Genomic DNA, 19162 nt, shown 5'->3' with positions numbered 1-19162 from the left:
TAGGTAAGGCTGGTCAAAATGATCGCGTCGCATAGACTGCGGGAAAAACAGGAGAGCTCGATGAACCAGTTGACCACGATCGCCACCGGCCTGCGTTTTCCCGAAGGCCCGGTAGCGATGCCGGACGGCAGCATCATCCTCGTGGAGATCGCGGCGGGCCGCATCACCCGCATCCTGCCCGATGGCGGGAAGCAGATTGTTGCCGAACCGGGCGGTGGACCCAACGGCCTCGCGATCGGACCGGATGGCAAGTTGTACTGCTGCAACAATGGCGGCTTCGAATATCTCGACCGGAACGGCCTGCTGATCCCGCACGGGCAGGCACGGGACTATTCCGGTGGCCGGATCGAGCGGATCGATCTGGAAACGGGCGCGATCGAAACCTTGTACAAGGACGGTGATTTCGGCTGCACTCTGCGCGGTCCGAACGACATCGTGTTCGATGCGCATGGCGGCTTCTGGTTCACCGATCACGGCAAGACCCGCCAGCGCGAACGCGACGTCACCGGCATCTTCTACGCCAAGGCCGATGGCAGCTTCCTGCAAGAAGTCGTTTTCCCCAGCGAGAACCCCAACGGCATCGGCCTCTCGCCCGACGGCAACACGCTGTACGCCGCCGAGACCTATACCTGCCGGCTGATGGCGTTCCGCGTCACCGCGCCGGGCAAGGTCGATCAGACCGCGGGCCTGGGTGGCGCGGGCATCCCGCTCTATCGGCCCGCCGGGTACAAGTTCTTCGACTCGCTGGGCGTGGACTCCGCCGGCAACATCTGCGTCGCGACGATCGGGGAAAGCGGCATTTCAGTCATCTCGCCCACCGGCGAGTTGGTCGACTTCGTCGCGACGCCCGATCCCTTCACGACAAATATCTGTTGGGGCGGCCCGGATCTGCGCACCGCTTATATCACGCTATCCGGCACCGGGCAGCTGGTCAGCATGGACTGGCCGCGCCCTGGGTTGAAGCTGAACCACTGACCTTCGACCGACGCGCATTGACCAGCCCCGCCCCGCGTGGCTATCCGCGCTGGCAACATCCTCCCGGAGTCTCGCGCCGATGAAGAAGCTCTATCCCGATGCCGCCGCCGCGCTCGACGGCGTCCTGTTCGACGGCATGACGATCTGCGCGGGCGGGTTCGGCCTCAGCGGCATTCCCGAACGCCTGATCGATGCGATCCAGGCAGCGGGGACGAAGGACCTGACGATCGCCAGCAACAATGCCGGCATCGACGGAGAAGGTCTGGGCAAGCTGCTCCGCACGCGTCAGGTGAAGAAGATGATCTCGTCCTATGTCGGCGAGAACAAGGAGTTCGAGCGGCAATATCTGTCCGGCGAACTCGAGGTCGAATTCTGCCCGCAAGGCACGCTCGCCGAACGCTGCCGCGCGGGCGGCGCAGGCATCCCCGGATTCTACACCAAGACGGGCGTCGGTACGCTCGTTGCCGATGGCAAGGAGGTGAAGACCTTCGACGGAGAGGACTATATCCTGGAACGCGGCATCCGCGCCGATCTTGCGATCATCAAGGGCTGGAAAGCGGACGAAAGCGGCAACCTCATCTTCCGCAAGACGGCGCGCAACTTCAATGCGCCGATGGCCACCGCGGGCAAAATCTGCGTCGCCGAAGTCGAGGAGATCGTGCCCGTCGGCAGCCTCGATCCGGACTGCATCCACCTGCCCGGGGTCTATGTGAACCGGCTCGTCATGGGCGGCCCGTACGACAAGAAGATCGAATTCCGCATGACCCGGACCCGCGCCGAGGCATGAGCCGCACCGCCATCCTGACGGCTGCGCTCGCGCTGGCGTGTGGGTCGACAGCGTCTGCCCGGACCGCGGCGCAAGCCGCGCCGATTGCGGTTCCCGATTTGCCGCGGCCGTCGCCCGGCATCCCGGCGCCCGCACCGATGCAGTATCTGTACGGATCGGGAGAGGCCGCAGCGAACACTCGGGCGATCTGGCGGGGTCTGGTCGATTACGTCCGCGCGAACCGGCGCAATCCGCGCTCGGTCGTCCTCGCGGATGGCGCGTCGCTCGACGCACCGCGCTGGTCGGATTGCGGCAAACGTCCGCAAGCGGTGATCTTCGACGTTGACGAAACCGTACTGCTTAACGCCGGCTTTGAATATGATGCTGCAATGGGCGCGCCATACAGCGACAAACGCTGGCAGGAATGGGAATATCACGGCACCAATAAACCCGTCGCTACGCCGGGTGCGGTCGCCGCTTTGAACCAGCTTCGCGCGATAGGCGTCCGCGTGATCTTCAATTCCAACCGCCTGACCGCTTTCGCGGATCGCAGCAAGATCGCGATCGAGCAGGCCGGGCTCGGCACCGCCGATTACCAGTCCGACCCCACACGCTGGGCGGATCAGACGCTGTATCTCGCCGAAGGCACCGGCGAGGACCAAAAGAAAAAGGATGCCCGTCGCGCAGCAGTCGCGGCGCACTACTGTGTCGTTGCGATGGGCGGCGACCAGTTGGGCGACTTTAGCGATCTCTTTAACACCGGCCGCAAGCCGCAGGATCGCCGTGCGCTGGCCGACCTTCCCGGCATCGCCGACCTTTGGGGCGCCGGCTGGTTCGTCTTTCCCAATCCCGTTTACGGATCGGCGCTGAAGGGCACCGCGCAGGACGTGTTCCCAGTTTCCGTACGGTGGCCCGATACGCCCGCCGATACCGCCCAGGAGAAGAAGTGATGTCCGACGAAAAGACCGGCTGGACCCGCGACCAGATGGCCGCCCGTGCGGCGCAGGAATTGCAGGACGGTTTCTACGTCAATCTCGGCATCGGCATCCCGACGCTCGTCGCAAACCATATTCCGGAGGGCGTCACCGTCACGCTCCAGTCCGAAAACGGCATGCTCGGCATCGGCCCCTTCCCGTATGAAGGCGAGGAGGATGCCGACCTGATCAACGCCGGCAAGCAGACGATCAGCGAACTGCCCCAGTCCGCTTATTTCGGGTCCGACCAGAGCTTCGCGATGATCCGCGGCGGGCATATCGACCTGACCGTCCTCGGCGCGATGGAGATCAGCGAGAAGGGCGACATCGCCAACTGGATGATCCCGGGCAAGATGATCAAGGGCATGGGCGGCGCGATGGACCTGGTCGCCGGCGTGAAGAAGATCATCGTCGTGATGGAGCAAAACTCCAAGGCGGGTGATCCGAAGTTCATTCCCGAATGCACCCTGCCGCTGACCGGCAAGAACGTCGTGGACATGATCATCACCGAACTCTGCGTCTTCCAGCGCCCCGATCACGAGAGTCCCTTCAGGCTGATCGAATGCGCGCCCGGCATCACCCCGGAAGACGTCGCCGCCCGCACGACGGCGCATTACGTCAGCTGACGCCATGCCCTTCACCCTGATCACCGCGAACCGCAATTACAGCAGTTGGTCGCTGCGGCCGTGGCTGTTGATGAAGGCGCTGGGCATCCCGTTCGACGATCGGATCGAGCCGTTCGCGGCGGCGGACAATTTCGAAGCGTTTCGCGCCTTCTCGCCGACCGGACAGGTTCCCGTCCTGATCGACGGCGATCGCACGATCTGGGACTCGCTCGGCATCGCGCTGTATCTCGCCGAGCGGTTCGAGGGCGTCTGGCCGAAGGACGAAGCCGCGCGCGCCTGGGCGATGAGCGCGACGGCGGAGATGCATGGCGGCTTCTCCGCGCTGCGCAACGATTGCACGATGAACGTCGGCGTTCGCGTCACGCCGAAGCCCGCCTCTGCCGCGCTCGGACGCAACATCGCGCGACTGGCGGAACTGTGGGCGGAGGGGGTCGACCGCTTTGGTGGCCCCTGGCTCGCCGGCCCAGAATTCAGCGCGGTCGACGCCTTTTACGCACCCGTCGCCTTCCGCGTCCGCACCTACGGCCTCGACGTCGGTCCGGCGGGCGCCGCCTGGGTCGCGCACATCCTTCAGCATCCGGCAATGCGCGATTGGGAAGCCGCCGCGCTCACCGAGACGTGGCGCGAGGCCGAGCATGAGACGGAACTCGCCGCGGCCGGCACGATCACGGCCGATTACCGGGCGGAATGATGCGCGTACTGCTGACCGGATCCAGCGGTTGGCTAGGACGCTACCTCGCACCTCGCCTGCATGCGGAAGGTCACACCGTCATCGGGCTGGACGTCGCCCCCGGCCCGCACACCCGCATCATCGGGTCCGTTGCCGACCGCACACTGGTCGATCGGACGTTCGACGATCACGGTATCGATGCCGTCGTCCATGCCGGTGCGCTGCACAAGCCCTACATCGTCCGCTATCCGCGCCAGGCCTTTATCGACGTCAACACGAGCGGCACGCTCAACCTGCTGGAGGCCGCGGTCGCAGCGAATGCGTCCCGCTTCGTCTTCACCTCGACCACATCCTTGATGATCTCCACCGCGATCCGTGAAGCCCGCGGCGACACGGCGGTCTGGATCGACGAGGATATGGCTCCGCTCGAACCGCGTAACATCTACGGCATAACGAAACTGTCCGCCGAGCATATCTGCCGCTTGATCCATGCCGAACACGGCATGCCAATCGTGATCTTGCGAACCTCCCGCTTCTTCCCGGAGGACGACGATACGCATCGCGCCCTGTCCGGCGAGAATATGAAGGCCAACGAACTGCTGCACCGCCGCCTGACCGTCGAGGATGCCGTGGAAGCGCATGTCGTCGCGCTCGCCCGTGCGCCGGAAATCGGCTTCGGCACGTTCATCGTCTCCGCGCCGACGCCCTTTACGCGCACAGATGTCGCAGACCTCAAGCGCGACGCCCCCGCCGTCATCGCCCGCCTGTATCCCGATGCGCGGGAGCTATACGCCCGCGTGGGCTGGTCGCTGCCTGCCAGCATCGACCGCATTTACGACGCCGGTCTTGCCGATCGCGTGCTCGGTTTCCGCTGCCAGACAGACTTCGCAGAGGTCTTGAGAGCACTTCGGGAGGGCCGGACTTCACCTGTGGCGCATGATCCCTCCTATGTCTCGCCAAAGGAAAGCCATTAGCGCCAAGCCTTGCGAGCACGCGCAATAAGCGTAAAGCGCGTTACATTATGGCCAGCCGACCACTCACCTTGTACGAAAAGATCTGGGCAGACCATGTCGTGGAGCGTCGCGACGATGGCACCTGCCTGATCTATATCGATCGCCATCTCGTCCACGAAGTGACCAGTCCTCAGGCGTTCGAAGGCCTGCGTGTCACCGATCGCAAGGTCCGCCGCCCCGATCTCACGCTCGCCGTACCGGACCACAATCTACCGACCAGCGCGCGCGTCGACGAACAGGGCCGCGAACTGCCGATCGCCGACCGCGAAAGCGCCGCGCAACTCGACGCACTGCGGCGTAACACGAGCGAGTTCGGCATCGACTATATCGACGCCATTTCGATCAATCAGGGTATCGTCCACGTCGTAGGCCCGGAACAGGGCTTCACCCTCCCCGGCACGACCCTGGTTTGCGGCGACAGCCACACCTCGGCGCACGGCGCACTCGGCGCGCTGGCCTTCGGCATCGGCACCAGCGAGGTCGAACATGTTCTCGCGACGCAGACGTTGCTGCTCGGTCAATCGAAGACGATGGAAGTACGCGTCGATGGCACGCTCGGCTTCGGCGTGTCGGCGAAGGACGTCATCCTCAGCATCATCGGCAAGATCGGCGCGGCGGGCGGCACCGGTTATGTCATCGAATTCACGGGTGAAGTCATCCGCGCGCTGTCGATCGAGGGTCGCCTGACGATCGCCAACATGTCGATCGAGGGCGGCGCCCGCGCCGGCCTGATCGCGCCCGACCAGACGACGTTCGACTATACCAGGGGACGCCCGATGGCCCCGAAGGGCGCCGACTGGGACAAGGCCGTCGCCTATTGGAAGACGCTGCCGAGCGATGCGAACGCGACCTACGATCGCACCGTCACGCTCAACGGCTCTGATATCGCTCCGGCGTTGACGTGGGGCACCAGCCCGGAGGACGTCGTGTCGATTACCGGCCACGTCCCCGATCCGGAAAGCTTCGCCGATCCCGCGAAGCGCGTCGCGGCACAGAAGTCGCTCGATTACATGGGCCTGACGCCGGGCACCGCGATGCAGGATATCGGGGTCGACTACGTCTTCATCGGCAGCTGCACCAACAGCCGGATCGAGGATATGCGCGCCGCCGCCGCCGTCGCCAACGGTCGCTCCGTCGCCGACGGCGTCCGTGCGCTGGTCGTACCCGGTTCCGGCCTCGTCAAGCGACAGGCGGAGGCGGAGGGGCTGGACCGCATCTTCGTTGCCGCCGGCTTCGAATGGCGCGAACCCGGCTGTTCGATGTGCCTCGCGATGAACCCCGATAAAGTACCGCCCGGCCTCAGATGCGCTTCCACTTCCAACCGGAACTTCGTAGGACGCCAGGGTCCGGGCGCACGTACGCATCTGGTATCGCCCGCAATGGCGGCCGCGGCGGCCGTGACCGGGCGGTTAAGCGATGTCCGCGACCTGATGGGCGCGGCATAATGGGGGCATCAAAATGAAGCGCGTTCTGGCTCTGCTCGTCGTCGGCACCGTGATCAGCGGTATCGCCGCCTATGCCGCGACCGCGCGCACCCTTCCCGCGCCCAGGGTTTCCGCAACCCGATAACAGTCTGGCCGGAAGTGCCGGTCGCCGTCCGAGAGGCCTCCAGATGAACCCCGTCAAACAGGTTTCCGGCCGCGCCTATCCGTGGGGCGCGAAGAATATCGACACGGACGTGATCATCCCGGCGCATTGGCTGAAGACGATCACCCGCTCCGGCCTCGGCAAGGGCGCGTTCGAAACGGTTCGCGCGGTCGAGGGGAATATCTTCGACGATCCGCGTTATGCCGGCGCACCGATCCTGATCGCGGGCGACAATTTCGGTTGCGGGTCCAGCCGTGAACACGCCGCCTGGGCGCTGGCCGACATGGGTATCGTCGCGGTGCTGGCGCCCAGTTTCTCGGATATCTTTTCCGGTAACGCGTTCAAGAACGGAATCATTCCGGTCGTCCTGCCGCAAGAGGCGATCGATCGACTGGTCGAGGTCGCGCAGACCGATACGGTCACCGTCGATCTCGAGACGATGACCGTCACCACCCCCTATCAGGATCGCTTCACCTTCGAACTCGATGCCTTCCGTCGCCAGTGCCTCATGGAAGGGCTGGACGAGATCGGCCTGACGCTGGCAAGGGATACCCAGATTTCGAAATACGAAGCCGGGGTAAACGAACACCGGCCGTGGATGAGCGGAGAACGGGCACATGCGAGCACTTCTGTCGACAGCGCCGGGCGGACCTGAAACACTAGTGATGGACGAACTGCCCGATCCGGTCGCCGGTCCGGGTCAGGTCGTGGTGGCCGTGAAGGCCTGTTCGATCAACTATCCCGACGTCCTGATCATCGAGGACAAGTACCAGTTCAAACCGGCGCGCCCGTTCGCACCCGGCGGTGAAATCGCCGGCCTGGTCGAAAGCGTCGGCGACGGCGTGACCGAATGGCAAATCGGTGACCGCGTGATCGGCATGGTCGGTCATGGCGGGCTGGTCGAAAAGGTCGTGGTCGATGCGTCCAAGCTGTATGCGCTGCCCGAAGGCCGAAGCTTCGCCGAGGGCGCGGCCCTGATCCTGACGTACGGCACGACGATCCACGCCTTGCTCGATCGCGGTCACATCACTGAGGGACAGACGCTGCTCGTGCTCGGTGCGGCGGGCGGCGTCGGGCTTGCCGCGATCGAACTCGGCAAGGCGTTCGGCGCGCGCGTCGTGGCGGCCGTCTCGTCGGACGAAAAGGCGGCGGTCGCGAAGGACGGCGGCGCCGACGAAACCATCGTCTACGCCCGCGCGCCGTTCGACCGTGATCAGTCCAAGGCGCTCGCCGAACAGTTCAAGGCGGCTGGCGGCAAGGCGGGCTATGACGTGATCTACGATCCGGTGGGCGGCGACTATGCCGAACCCGCGCTCCGCTCGATCGGCTGGGAAGGCCGCTATCTGGTCGTCGGCTTCCCTGCCGGCATCCCGAAGCTGCCGCTCAACCTGACCCTGCTGAAGTCCTGCGACGTCTGCGGCGTGTTCTGGGGCGCGTTCGCCGCGCGCGATCCGAAGGCGAATGCTGCGCATGTCGCACGCCTGTTCGACCTGTGGAAAGACGGCAAGATCGCGCCGCGCGTCACCGAAACCTTCGCGTTCGAGGATGGCGGCAAGGCGATCGCCAAGATGGCCGCCCGCGCCGCGATCGGGAAACTCGTGGTCGAAGTCGGCTGAGCCGACCATGATAGCCCGGCCGTCATCACGCGATGACGGTCGGGACCGCCCTCCCCACCCGCAGGTTGCGCGTCCGCCCTGCCCGCCCTATCTCATCGGACGATAGACAAGGCCCGAGGGGAAGAGCCACATGACCACGTTCGACGACCGCGAGCGCGCATTCGAAACCAAATATGCCCGTGACGAGGAAATGCAGTTCCGCGTCACCGTGCGTCGTAACCGGTTGCTCGGGCAATGGGCCGCCGAGAAGATGAAGCTGACCGCCGAAGAGACAGACGCCTATGCGAAGGCCGTCGTTCAGGCCGATTTCGAAGAAGCCGGTGACGAGGACGTGATCCGCAAGCTGGTCAGCGATCTGACTGCCGCCGGCGTAGAGGTCGACGAAAGCGTCGTCCGTCGCGCGATCGAGGATCATACGGTCGAGGCGCGCCGTCAGTTGATGCAGGCGGAATAATCATGGCGATGGCAGCGGACGAGATCGAGGCGTTGATCGTCGGCGGCATTCCCGGCGCGCGCGTCGAGATCACCGATCTGGCGGGCGATGGCGATCATTACGCCGCCCGTGTCGTATCCGAAAGTTTCCGCGGGCTTCCCCGTATCAAGCAGCACCAGGCGGTCTATGCGGCCTTGGGGGGCCGGATGGGCGGCGTGCTGCACGCCCTGCAATTGACCACTGCCGTACCCGAGTAAGGACACGAAGATGACTGACGATACACAGGCCCGCATTGCCGATCTGGTCGCGAAGAACGACGTCTTGCTGTTCATGAAGGGCAGCCCGCTTTTCCCGCAATGTGGTTTCAGCAGCCGCGCGATCGCCATCCTTAACCACCTCAACGCCGAATTCGATAGCGTCGATGTGTTGCAGGATCAGGGCATCCGTCAGGGGATCAAGGAATTCTCCGACTGGCCGACCATTCCGCAGCTGTACGTGAAGGGCGAATTCGTCGGCGGTTCGGACATCATGATGGAAATGTACAGATCGGGCGAACTCGCCAAGCTGTTCGAAGACGAAGGCGTCGTCCGCGCCGCGTAATGCCTGGGCGGGGAGCCGCACTCCCCGTCCGTCTCGGGCTATGCCCCTCCGTTCGTTTTCGCGCCATAACTCCCCCGTTCGTTTCGAGCGAAGTCGAGAAACCGGTTAGCGGGACGATCGGTCCGCGACGTGATCCAAGGAAAAAGCCGGGTGCGGGCGGGCCAGCGGAACATTCTCCGCGGCCCGCCCTGCTGAAGCGTGGAAACGCTCGGCTGCCTGTAGTGTAGCACAGCGCGTGCCACTTTCCAGCGCCCACGTATTTCCGCACCACGCGATGGTAAACGAAAATTTCCGGCAGCGAAAATTGTCAGGAATCCCGACACTCCGCCCCCCTGTTCAGCATTCACGACCGGCGCTAGACCAGCGGGCATGACCGAAAAACGTACCGGCGGCCGCATCCTGGTCGATCAGCTCGTCTCGCAGGGTTGCGATCGTATCTTCACCGTTCCCGGCGAAAGCTTCCTCGCGGTGCTGGACGCCCTGCACGACACGCCGGAAATCGATCTCGTCGTCTGCCGGCAGGAAGGCGGCGTCGGGTTCATGGCATGCGCGGACGGCGCCTTGACGGGCCGTCCCGGCATCGCCTTCGTCACGCGCGGTCCCGGCGCGACCAACGCCTCGATCGGCGTCCATGTCGCGCGTCAGGACAGTCAACCGATGATCCTGTTCATCGGCGACGTCGATCGCGGCACGAAGGACCGCGAGGCATTCCAGGAAATCGATTTCGCAGCGATGTTCGGGCCGCTATGCAAATGGGCGGCGAAGATCAACGATGCGCGCCGCATTCCCGAATATGTCGCGCGGGCCTATGCCACCGCGATGAACGGACGGCCCGGCCCGGTCGTGCTCGCCTTGCCGGAGGACATGCTGCTCGAAGCGGTCGAGGCGATCGACCGCCCCCGCGTTGCTCGTGTCGAACAGGACGCTTTGGTCGAAGCGGCCAGCACCGCGAACGATATGTTGAAGGCGGCGAAGCGCCCAGTCGCGATCATCGGCGGCGCAGGATGGTCGCCGCACACCGCCGCTGCGGTCGAGGCGTTCGGTGCCTCGTCAGGCGTCCCTCTGGCGGCAGCGTTCCGGCGTCAGGATGCGATTGCGAACGCTTGCTCCGCCTATGCCGGCAATCTCGGTTACGGTCCCAATCCGAAGCTCGTCGCGCGTATCCGGGACGCCGACCTGTTGATCGTGCTTGGTGCGCGCCTCGGGGAAGCGACGACCGATGGCTATACCTTGATAACGCCCGACCATCCCGGTCAGTCGCTGATCCACGTCCATCCCGACCCGGAGGAACTGAACAGCACGTTCCGCGCCGATCTTGCCATCTGTGCCGATGTCGAACGGTTCGCGAATCTGATGGAGTTGCTCGGTGCCGAGGACACGCCGATCCCGGCGGGTGCTGAGGCGCATGCCGACTATCTCGAATGGTCCACGCCCGCCCCGCGCGATCTTGCGCTCGATCTTGGCCCCTGCGTCGCAGCGATGCGCGAAAAGCTCCCTGCCGACAGCATCATCTGCAACGGCGCCGGAAATTATTCGGGCTGGTGGCACCGGTATTGGCACTACGCCAGCCAACCTAGCCAGCTGGCTCCGACCGCCGGAGCGATGGGCTATGGGGTGCCCGCCGCCACGGCCGCAGCCTTGCGCTTTCCCGACCGCATGGTCGTGGCGCTCGCAGGGGACGGCTGCTTCCTGATGAACGGTCAGGAAATCGCCACCGCCGTCGCCCACGGTGCGAACATGCTCGTACTTGTCGTAGACAATGGCTGGTACGGCACGATCCGCATGCATCAGGAACGCGAATTCCCCGGACGCGTCACTGGCACCCGCCTGCACAATCCGGACTTCGCCGCGCTCGCAAGGGCTTACGGCTGCTGGGCCGAGACGATCGAAAGCACGGCGCAGTTCGAACCGGCACTCGACCGGGCGATGACTCAAACCGGTGTCCGGCTGCTCCACCTCAAGACGGATGTGGAGGCGATCACCGCCGGAACCACGCTCAGCGAGGTTCGCGGCGACTAAGGTGCCGTCATGGCGGCGATCTAACGATCAGATATCGTCGCCAAGCATCCCCTTCAAATTGCCTTTCAGCTGCTCGCCCTTGCCGCGCGTCTCCTGCCTCGCGCCGTCGTCGCGGGTCGCCGGATCGGCGCTTTGCTCTTTCACCTTGCCAACGGCTTCGTTGACGTTGCCTTTGATCTTGTCGGTCAGCTCGCCCATCTCGCTTATCCTCATCCACCCGCAATAGCGCCGGGAATCGTCGCCTTGGGGGCTTGGGTAAAAACGGATGGAGCCACCCGCCGGTTCCGGCTTGGCGTGGCCCATCCGTCCTCGATCGTGATCACATCGGCTTGGCGCCCGGCGTCTTGCAGCTCGCAAACTTGCCGTTCAAACGGCATTTCGTCGGTTTGGGTGGGCATTTCGTGAACTTGCCCTTCGCATCCTTGCACGGCGCGGCAACGGCCGGCGCTGCACTGGCGACGAAGGCGAGCGCCGTGGCGGCGATGATCAGTGAACGCATAACCAGTCTCCCAAGCCCCCGAACAGGGCCGGAGCAGACGCTAGACCCCTCAACCACCACGTCAAATGTCAAATCGTTCACGTAACCACCTCATGACGTTGGCTTTACCTGGGGAAAGAACACGCCCCTTTCGCCCCGACGGTTTCTTCCGGTACAGCGGGCGTCATGACATCGCCGATCGCCATCGCCATCAAACGCCTGCCGCATGGCGCGGGCCTCCCCCATCCCGCTTATGCCACTGATGGCGCGGCTGGAATGGACGTCGTCGCCGCCGAAGACATGACCCTCGCCCCCGGCCAGCGTGCCGCGATCGCAACCGGCTTCGCCGTCGCGATACCCGCCGGCTACGAGATCCAGGTCCGCCCCCGTTCCGGTCTCGCGCTTAAATTCGGCATCACCTGCCTCAACTCGCCCGGCACGATCGACAGCGATTATCGCGGGGAGATCAAAGTCATACTCGCGAACCTCGGGCAGGAACCGTTCGCCGTCGTGCGTGGCGAGCGTATCGCCCAACTCGTTCCCGCCCCGGTCCAGCGCGCAACGTTGGACGAGGTCGAATCGCTCGACGATACCGCCCGCGGACACGGAGGATTTGGGTCTACGGGCCGATGATGCTGAATCTACTACTTCTTTTGCAAGCGGCTGCGCAGCCGCCCCAGGTGCCGCCACCACCGGTCGCCGGACACGTCCCGACCGACTGGGCAGCCTTGGCGCCGGTGCCCTACATCAAGCCGCCCGAGATGACGCCCGGCCTGTCCGGCTTCGTCGCGGGGGAGATCGCCGCGGGACGCTGCCCGGTGTCGCGCCCGGCAGATGGCCATTACGTCGTCAAACTCGACATCGCGACTTTGGTCGATGCCGACGGCACTGTCCGACGCACCGTGCCGCGCGCCATCCAGTGCCCGACGGTCGAGCAATATGGCGCCGGCCTCGTCATCAGCTTCGCGCGCGCCAACCTCCGCGCCGGCGCGGCAGGCGACCGATGGTATCGCGCCACCATCGTATTCGATTGGCAGGGATGATCCTCTCCAGCACAGAACTCGAGCGCTATGCGCGTCACATCGTGTTGCAGGATATCGGCGGCAGCGGACAGACGCGCCTGAAGGCCGCGCGGGTGGTGGTGATCGGAGCCGGCGGCATCGGCAGCCCGGCGATCCAGTATCTTGCCGCCGCGGGAGTCGGCCGTCTCGTGCTGATCGACGACGATGTGGTCGATCTCTCCAATCTCCAGCGCCAGACGATCTTCGGCACGGACGATCTCGGCCAGCGCAAGGTCGCCGCCGCCGCGATCGCCGTCAGCCGGCTCAACCCCAATGTCGATGTCGAGATGAATGCCGTCCGCATCGACGCGACCAATGCCGCCGATCTGATCGCCGGGGCCGACGTCGTGCTCGACGGCTGTGATAACTTCGCCACCCGGCTCGCGGTCGCGGACGCCGCGCACGCCGGGCGAATCCCTTTGGTCTCCGCCGCGGTCGGACAGTTCGAAGGCCAGCTCGCCACATTTCGCGGCTGGGAAAAGGACAAACCCTGCTACCGTTGCTTTGTCGGCAACGATCCCGACCGTGCCGATGCAAGCTGCGCGGATCAGGGCGTACTCGGCGCGATGACCGGCGTGCTCGGCAGCCTCGCCGCGCTGGAAACGATCCGCGCGATCACCGGCTTCGGGGACGACGTCGCCGGCAAGCTGCTGCTCATCGACGCCCTCGCCTTCCGCTTCCGCACGATTACCTTGCCCAAGGACCCCGGCTGCTCGTGCCGATAAACGCTTTCTGAAATACGACGCGGTTAGCCCCGCCTTAAACCATTGCCGTTACCCAGTACGGCATGACCGCCCCCGCACCCCGCAAAATCCTCGTCGTCTTCGGCACCCGTCCGGAAGCGATCAAGCTTTTCCCCGTCGTCGCTGCGCTGAAGGCAACGCCCGGCCTCGACGTGCGCACCTGCGTCACCGCTCAGCATCGCGGGTTGCTCGATCAGGTGCTGTCCATCGCCGGCCTGACGCCCGACGTGGATCTCGACATCATGGAGCCGGGCCAGAGCCTCGACCGCCTCACCGCCCGACTCCTGACGGCACTTGGCGAGGTGATGGACAGGGAAAAGCCGGATCGCGTCATCGTGCAGGGCGACACGGCGACCGCTATGGTCGGCGCACTGACGGCCTATTACCGCAAGATCCCGGTCAGCCATGTCGAGGCGGGGCTTCGGTCCGGCAACATATACCAGCCCTGGCCGGAGGAAGTGAACCGCCGCATCGTCGCGCCGATTGCGGACCAGCATTTCGCCCCGACCGAAACCTCCGCGGATGCCCTGAAGCGCGAGAATATCGATCCGTCGACTATCCACGTCACGGGAAACACGGTGATCGACGCATTGTACGCGACCCAGGCCAAGCTCGCCGCCGATCCGACACTTGCCGCAGGCCTGGACGATATCGCGGCGCGCTTCGCCGACAAAAGCATCATCCTCGTAACCACGCATCGGCGTGAAAATTTCGGCGACGGCATGGCCAATATCGCTCGCGCGATCCAGCAGATCGCCGATCGCCCCGATACCGCGATCCTGTTCCCCGTCCATCCCAACCCCAATGTGGTGTCCGTAATGGACGAAATGCTCGGCGACCGCCCCAACGTCGCCCGCGTCGATCCGCTCGATTACCCGCATTTCGTCCGCGCGCTCGGCCTGTGCCACATCGCATTGACCGATTCCGGCGGCGTGCAGGAGGAAGCACCCGCGCTCGGCAAGCCGGTTCTCGTCATGCGTGAGACGACGGAAAGGCCGGAAGGCGTGACCGCGGGCACCGCGAAGCTGATCGGTACCGATTCCGCCCGCATCGTTACCGAAATTTCAACTCTCCTGGACGATACGGATGCCTATTCGGCCATGGCCCGCGCCCACAATCCGTTCGGCGACGGCCATGCGTCCGCAAGAATTGCAGGGGTGATTGCCGATGGTTTCGGATGCTGAACTGAACGTCGTGGTCGTGGGCCTTGGCTATATCGGCCTGCCCACCGCCGCCGTCATCGCCCGCACCGGCGCGCAGGTGCTCGGCATCGACGTCACCCAGTCCGTGGTGGACACGGTCAATTCCGGCAAGGTCCATATCGAGGAAGTCGATCTGGATGGCCTCGTCTCCGGCGTTGTCGCACGCGGCAATCTGCGCGCGTCGATGCAGATCGCACCCGCCGATGTGTTCGTCATCGCCGTGCCCACGCCCTTCGCCGACGATCACGCGCCGAACATCGGCTATGTCCTGCGCGCGGCAACGACGATCGCCACCGTGCTCAAGGCCGGCGACGTCGTCATTCTGGAATCCACCTCGCCCGTCGGTACGACCGAAAAGGTCCGCGATCTGCTCGCCGAGCTTCGCCCCGACTTGAAGGTCCCCGGTCGCACCACCGAGATCCCCGACATCGCGATCGCCTATTGCCCCGAGCGCGTCCTGCCGGGGCGGATCCTCGTCGAACTGATCGACAATGATCGCGTCATCGGCGGCATCACACCGCGCTGCGCCCGCAAGGCGCTCGGCTTCTACCGTCGCTTCGTGCGCGGTGCCTGCGTCACCACCACGTCGCGAGCGGCGGAAATGACCAAGCTGACCGAGAACGCCTTTCGCGACGTCAACATCGCCTTCGCCAACGAACTCAGCCGCGTCGCCGATACGATGGACGTCGATGTCTGGGATGTGATCCGTCTCGCCAATCGCCACCCGCGCGTCAACATCCTGTCGCCCGGCCCCGGCGTCGGCGGGCATTGCATCGCGGTCGATCCGTGGTTCCTGGTCCATGCCGATCGCGACAACACGCCACTGATCCGCACCGCGCGGGAAGTGAACGACGCGAAGTGCGATTATACCGTAGATCGCGCCGCGGACCTCATCGCGGCCAATCCGAACCTGCCGGTCGCCTGCCTCGGCCTCGCGTTCAAGGCGAACATCGACGATTTCCGGGAAAGCCCCGCGCTGAAGGTCGCGACCGAACTCGCGCGCCGATTCGGTGATCGTATCCATGTCGTCGAACCGTATGCGGCGGCGTTGCCGAGCGAATTCGACGGTACCGGAGCGAAACTGACCGATATCGATACCGCGATCGAAAGCTGCGGCATCATGATCGTGCTGGTCGATCACGACGTGTTCAAATCGGTTCCGGTCGACGAACGTGCGGACAAACTCGTCTACGACACGCGTGGCATCTGGCCGGATCAACCACGGTCAGTGGTCCGACCGGAACCGCTACGGCTCGTCGTCTGAGTGCTACATTGCGCTATGGGATCATAGCCGTACCAAAGATAAGAACGACGACGACATCTGGCCCAACGGGGGTTTGGCCATTTTCCAGGGGGCGGGTCCGACATCATGAACGCTGCGCACGGCAATGCTGACACTCGACCGGCTTCCCTGAACGTCGCGCTACCCCCTTGCGCGCTCGTGCTGTGTCTCGCACTTGCCGCATGTGGCGGCGGGGGAGGCGGCGGCGTCAACAGTACGCCGACTCTGATCGCCGCCCCCCGGCGACACCGGTGCCCAATCCCGCACCCAGCCCCGCCCCATCGCCGTCGCCGACCACGATCAATTACGACACGTCCGAATATCGCGCCACGGTTGGCGCGGTGTCGATGAATGCCCTCGCGGCCTATCAACGGAACGCGACGGGCGCCGGGATCACCGTCGGCGTGATCGATACGGGTTTGGACACCGGCAGCGAGGAATTTCCCGGCCGCATTTCCAGCGCGTCCGCCAATGTCGCGGGCGGCACCGGCACGGACGACGATGACGGGCACGGCACGGCCGTCGCTTTCACGCTGGCCGGCCGACGGAACGGCACCGGCGCCCATGGCGTAGCCTTCGACGCGTCGCTGCTCGTCCTGCGCGCCGACACGCCGGGCACCTGCGCGACCGGAGGTTCCGAAGCGGACTGCTCGTTCACCGACAATGCCATAGCCCGCGGCGTGGACCTTGCCGTCACCAGCAAGGCGCGCGTCATCAATATGTCGCTGGGCGGTTCGGGCGCGAACGCCACCCTTCTCGCGGCAATCAATCGCGCGACGGCGGCGGGGATCATCGTCGTCATTTCCGCCGGCAACGAATTCGACACCGATCCGGCCGGCGCGGTGAATCCGGATGCCTTCGCCCAGATAGCCAATAACAGCGCCGCGCGCGGCCTCGTCATCGTCGCAGGGGCCGTCAACACCAACGGAACCATCTCCGCCTTCAGCAACCGCGCCGGCAACACTGCCAGCCATTACCTGACGGCAGTCGGCGAACAGGTTCGCGCACCCTGCGAGAACAGCAGCATCTGCCTGTGGTCCGGAACATCCTTTGCCGCACCACAGATTTCCGGAGCGGTCGCCTTGCTGGCCCAGGCCTTCCCGAACCTCAGCGGAAGCCAGATCGTCAGCATCCTCTTCTCGTCCGCGCGCGACGCCGGAACGACCGGAGTGGATGTGACCTATGGCGGCGGCATACTGGACCTCACGCGAGCGTTCCAGCCGATCGGGACCGCATCCGTGGCGGGTGCTGCCATGCCCATCTCGCTCGACGCGAACGCGACGCTTTCCGCGCCAATGGGGGACGCGAAGCAGGGCGTACTGGGTGCGGTGATCCTCGATCGATACGATCGCGCCTTCGCGATCGATCTGGCCCGCACGGTCAACCGCACCGGACTCTCGCGCGGCTTCGTCAACTCGCTGCAATCCACCACGCGCAACATCGCGACGGCGACGAAGGACATGGCAGTGGAGGTAACGCTCGCCGCCCGATCCGGCGCGTTCCGATCCGACGACCGGACGCTCCTTCCCGGTCAGGACGGCGTGCGAGCGCGGCCAGTCGCCGGGCTGGTCACCCAGCGCCTCGGCGCCGACGCGCAATTCGCGATGGGTTTCGCACAGGGCGGCGGCACGCTGTCCGCACGTCTGGCCGGCCGCCGCGAACCAGCATTCCTGGTCGCCCGCGAGCCGTTGTCCGAACAGGGTTTCGACGGCCGGATCAAGGGTTCCGCGGCGTTGCGCAACCGCCTTGGCTCGTGGGGCGTCACCGCCGCGATGGAAAGCGGAACGGTCGTGAATTTCGCCGAAACCGGGCCCCTGCCCGGCGCTCGTCCGGCATACCTGCGCTCGGCCTATGACCGTAGTTCGCTGACGGTCGATCGGCAGGACGGCGCGCTCGTTTCCGCCATATCCTTCTCTCGACTCGGTGAAGGCGACAGCGTTCTCGGTGCGCATTTCGGCAATGCGTTCGGTGCGAGCCGTGCCACAAGCTGGTTCGTCGATGCGGTCGCCCGGCTCGATGCCGGCGGTGGCTGGTATCTCGGCGGATCGACGCGTCAGGGATGGACGATGGCCGACGTCCGCGGGGGGCTGTCAGGTTCGGGACTGATCCGCACGATGGCCTTCGCTGCCGATCTCGGCCGTGACGGCCTGTTCGCCCGCGACGACAGCTTCGGGCTGCGTCTTGCCCAACCGCTTCGGGTCGCCAGCGGCGGGATCGACCTGCGCCTGCCGGTCAATTACGACTATGCGACCGGCGCACCCGATGCGTGGCTGACGCAGCGCTTCAACCTGGCGCCCGATGGCCGGGAAGTCGACATCGAGGCGCGCTACAGCATCGGGCTGGGCGGCGGCGTGCTGCAGACCAACCTGTTCTGGCGTCGGCAGCCCGGCAATTACGCCGCTCTTCCCGCCGATCGCGGCGGCGCCATCCGTTTTGCCCTCGGCTTCTGATGCCGGCTGGCGGGCGGACAGCATTTGTCAGGAAACGGCGGATAAAACTTCAATTCACCAAGCGCGACGGCAAATACGACGCGCTCGTCATCGAACGCGACGACGGCACCACCGAATCGATCGCGTGCCCGAAGCAGGGCATCATCCCGCACGACATGGTGCACTATGCCGTCGAGAGCGTGCTGCACCATAGCGGCTTCCTGTCGCTCGCCGGCAAGGAAAGGACGAGCGCGCCGCCATTGGTGCGGATAGCGAGGAAGCGATCGAGCGTCTCGTCGAGACATTCCAGGCAGAGATGTGGGGCGGGCAGGTCCCGGCCGCCGATCTGATCGCGACCTACGAACACGCGTGCGAAGCGCGACGGCACACCGCGTTACCAGTTTCAGAATTCGACATCGATAAGATCCGTAAGCGTTTAGAAACACTCACGAATCAATGATCTGCGGTATCGATCAACCAGACCCTGACGCTGGAATTCCCTCTGCACTGAATAGCGGTCCAATGCTGAACAGCGGAGCAGATCGACACCAGGCGAGGTCGGCCGTTAGCCTTCGGCAAGCCAAAAGCGTTTACTAAGGTCACACTAGGGTCACACTATCTGCGTCTTACCGTGATGAGTATGGGCAGGTGTTCCAGCGATGTGAAATAGCGCTGATAAGCCTACCCG

The 19162-nt window shown here is 64.9% G+C and carries 22 protein-coding genes; 20 read left to right on the top strand and 2 right to left on the bottom strand.

The window, feature by feature from the left end:
* Positions 1-60: 60 nt before the first annotated feature.
* The 13 genes from H5J25_RS07750 (at position 61) to H5J25_RS07690 (ending at position 11279) form a co-directional block, all read left to right on the top strand.
* Positions 61-975: an SMP-30/gluconolactonase/LRE family protein gene (locus tag H5J25_RS07750; RefSeq protein ID WP_404829596.1), complete on the top strand. Its 915-nt coding sequence runs from the start codon at positions 61-63 to the stop codon at positions 973-975.
* 79 nt (positions 976-1054) lie between these two features.
* The gene (locus H5J25_RS07745) at positions 1055-1762 is read left to right on the top strand and encodes a CoA transferase subunit A (RefSeq protein WP_202095440.1); all 708 of its coding nucleotides are present in this window, start codon (positions 1055-1057) and stop codon (positions 1760-1762) included.
* The gene (locus H5J25_RS07740; RefSeq protein ID WP_202095438.1) at positions 1759-2691 is read left to right on the top strand and encodes an HAD family acid phosphatase; all 933 of its coding nucleotides are present in this window, start codon (positions 1759-1761) and stop codon (positions 2689-2691) included. The genes H5J25_RS07745 and H5J25_RS07740 overlap by 4 nt, the downstream gene beginning before the upstream one ends.
* Positions 2691-3341: a CoA transferase subunit B gene (locus H5J25_RS07735; RefSeq protein WP_202095436.1), complete on the top strand. Its 651-nt coding sequence runs from the start codon at positions 2691-2693 to the stop codon at positions 3339-3341. The genes H5J25_RS07740 and H5J25_RS07735 overlap by 1 nt, the downstream gene beginning before the upstream one ends.
* Before the next feature lie 4 nt (positions 3342-3345).
* Positions 3346-4032, top strand: a complete 687-nt coding sequence (locus H5J25_RS07730) for a glutathione S-transferase family protein (RefSeq protein WP_202095434.1) — start codon at positions 3346-3348, stop codon at positions 4030-4032.
* Complete coding sequence (locus tag H5J25_RS07725; RefSeq protein ID WP_202096131.1) at positions 4032-4985, top strand: NAD-dependent epimerase/dehydratase family protein; 954 nt, start codon at positions 4032-4034, stop codon at positions 4983-4985. The genes H5J25_RS07730 and H5J25_RS07725 overlap by 1 nt, the downstream gene beginning before the upstream one ends.
* A 47-nt stretch (positions 4986-5032) precedes the next feature.
* Positions 5033-6469 carry a 3-isopropylmalate dehydratase large subunit gene (leuC, locus tag H5J25_RS07720; RefSeq protein ID WP_202095433.1) on the top strand — a complete coding sequence of 479 codons (1437 nt, stop codon included), beginning with the start codon at positions 5033-5035 and terminating at the stop codon, positions 6467-6469.
* 167 nt (positions 6470-6636) lie between these two features.
* On the top strand, positions 6637-7266 hold the full coding sequence (gene leuD, locus H5J25_RS07715; protein ID WP_202095431.1) for a 3-isopropylmalate dehydratase small subunit: 630 nt from the start codon (positions 6637-6639) through the stop codon (positions 7264-7266).
* Positions 7229-8227 (top strand): NADPH:quinone oxidoreductase family protein, encoded by a 999-nt coding sequence (locus H5J25_RS07710; protein WP_202095429.1) that lies wholly within the window; start codon positions 7229-7231, stop codon positions 8225-8227. Before leuD ends, H5J25_RS07710 begins: the two co-directional genes overlap by 38 nt.
* Before the next feature lie 130 nt (positions 8228-8357).
* Positions 8358-8681 carry a DUF1476 domain-containing protein gene (locus H5J25_RS07705; RefSeq protein ID WP_202095427.1) on the top strand — a complete coding sequence of 108 codons (324 nt, stop codon included), beginning with the start codon at positions 8358-8360 and terminating at the stop codon, positions 8679-8681.
* Positions 8682-8683: 2 nt separating this feature from the next.
* Complete coding sequence (locus H5J25_RS07700; protein ID WP_202095426.1) at positions 8684-8917, top strand: BolA family protein; 234 nt, start codon at positions 8684-8686, stop codon at positions 8915-8917.
* 10 nt (positions 8918-8927) lie between these two features.
* Positions 8928-9260, top strand: coding sequence for a Grx4 family monothiol glutaredoxin (gene grxD / locus H5J25_RS07695; protein ID WP_202095425.1), 333 nt, complete (start codon positions 8928-8930; stop codon positions 9258-9260).
* 369 nt (positions 9261-9629) lie between these two features.
* Positions 9630-11279 (top strand): thiamine pyrophosphate-binding protein, encoded by a 1650-nt coding sequence (locus H5J25_RS07690; RefSeq protein WP_202095424.1) that lies wholly within the window; start codon positions 9630-9632, stop codon positions 11277-11279.
* A gap of 27 nt (positions 11280-11306) precedes the next feature.
* Here the strand turns inward: H5J25_RS07690 and H5J25_RS07685 are convergent, their stop codons facing one another.
* The gene (locus H5J25_RS07685; protein ID WP_202095423.1) at positions 11307-11477 is read right to left on the bottom strand and encodes a CsbD family protein; all 171 of its coding nucleotides are present in this window, start codon (positions 11475-11477) and stop codon (positions 11307-11309) included.
* A 121-nt stretch (positions 11478-11598) separates the two neighbouring features.
* On the bottom strand, positions 11599-11778 hold the full coding sequence (locus H5J25_RS07680) for a hypothetical protein (RefSeq protein WP_202095422.1): 180 nt from the start codon (positions 11776-11778) through the stop codon (positions 11599-11601).
* Between the two features lie 165 nt (positions 11779-11943).
* Here H5J25_RS07680 and dut point away from each other — a divergent pair, with 165 nt between their 5' ends.
* From dut to H5J25_RS07645, 7 genes are all read left to right on the top strand, one after another.
* Positions 11944-12390, top strand: coding sequence for a dUTP diphosphatase (gene dut / locus H5J25_RS07675; RefSeq protein ID WP_202095421.1), 447 nt, complete (start codon positions 11944-11946; stop codon positions 12388-12390).
* A gap of 47 nt (positions 12391-12437) precedes the next feature.
* Complete coding sequence (locus H5J25_RS07670) at positions 12438-12800, top strand: hypothetical protein (RefSeq protein ID WP_202095420.1); 363 nt, start codon at positions 12438-12440, stop codon at positions 12798-12800.
* Complete coding sequence (locus H5J25_RS07665) at positions 12797-13543, top strand: HesA/MoeB/ThiF family protein (protein WP_202095419.1); 747 nt, start codon at positions 12797-12799, stop codon at positions 13541-13543. Before H5J25_RS07670 ends, H5J25_RS07665 begins: the two co-directional genes overlap by 4 nt.
* 62 nt (positions 13544-13605) lie before the next feature.
* On the top strand, positions 13606-14745 hold the full coding sequence (gene wecB, locus H5J25_RS07660) for a non-hydrolyzing UDP-N-acetylglucosamine 2-epimerase (RefSeq protein WP_202095418.1): 1140 nt from the start codon (positions 13606-13608) through the stop codon (positions 14743-14745).
* Positions 14729-16027: a UDP-N-acetyl-D-mannosamine dehydrogenase gene (gene wecC, locus H5J25_RS07655; protein WP_202095417.1), complete on the top strand. Its 1299-nt coding sequence runs from the start codon at positions 14729-14731 to the stop codon at positions 16025-16027. The genes wecB and wecC overlap by 17 nt, the downstream gene beginning before the upstream one ends.
* A gap of 269 nt (positions 16028-16296) precedes the next feature.
* Complete coding sequence (locus H5J25_RS07650) at positions 16297-18495, top strand: S8 family peptidase (RefSeq protein ID WP_225883428.1); 2199 nt, start codon at positions 16297-16299, stop codon at positions 18493-18495.
* Entirely contained in the window at positions 18495-18824 is a 330-nt protein-coding gene (locus H5J25_RS07645) for a hypothetical protein (protein WP_225883427.1), read from the top strand. Before H5J25_RS07650 ends, H5J25_RS07645 begins: the two co-directional genes overlap by 1 nt.
* The last annotated feature ends 338 nt before the right edge of the window (positions 18825-19162 follow it).

The sequence above is a fragment of the Sphingomonas aliaeris genome (genome assembly GCF_016743815.1).
Classification (GTDB): Bacteria; Pseudomonadota; Alphaproteobacteria; order Sphingomonadales; family Sphingomonadaceae; genus Sphingomonas; species Sphingomonas aliaeris.
The sequence above is the reverse complement of the archived record's forward strand: the minus strand, read 5'-3'. Positions and strand labels throughout refer to the sequence as shown.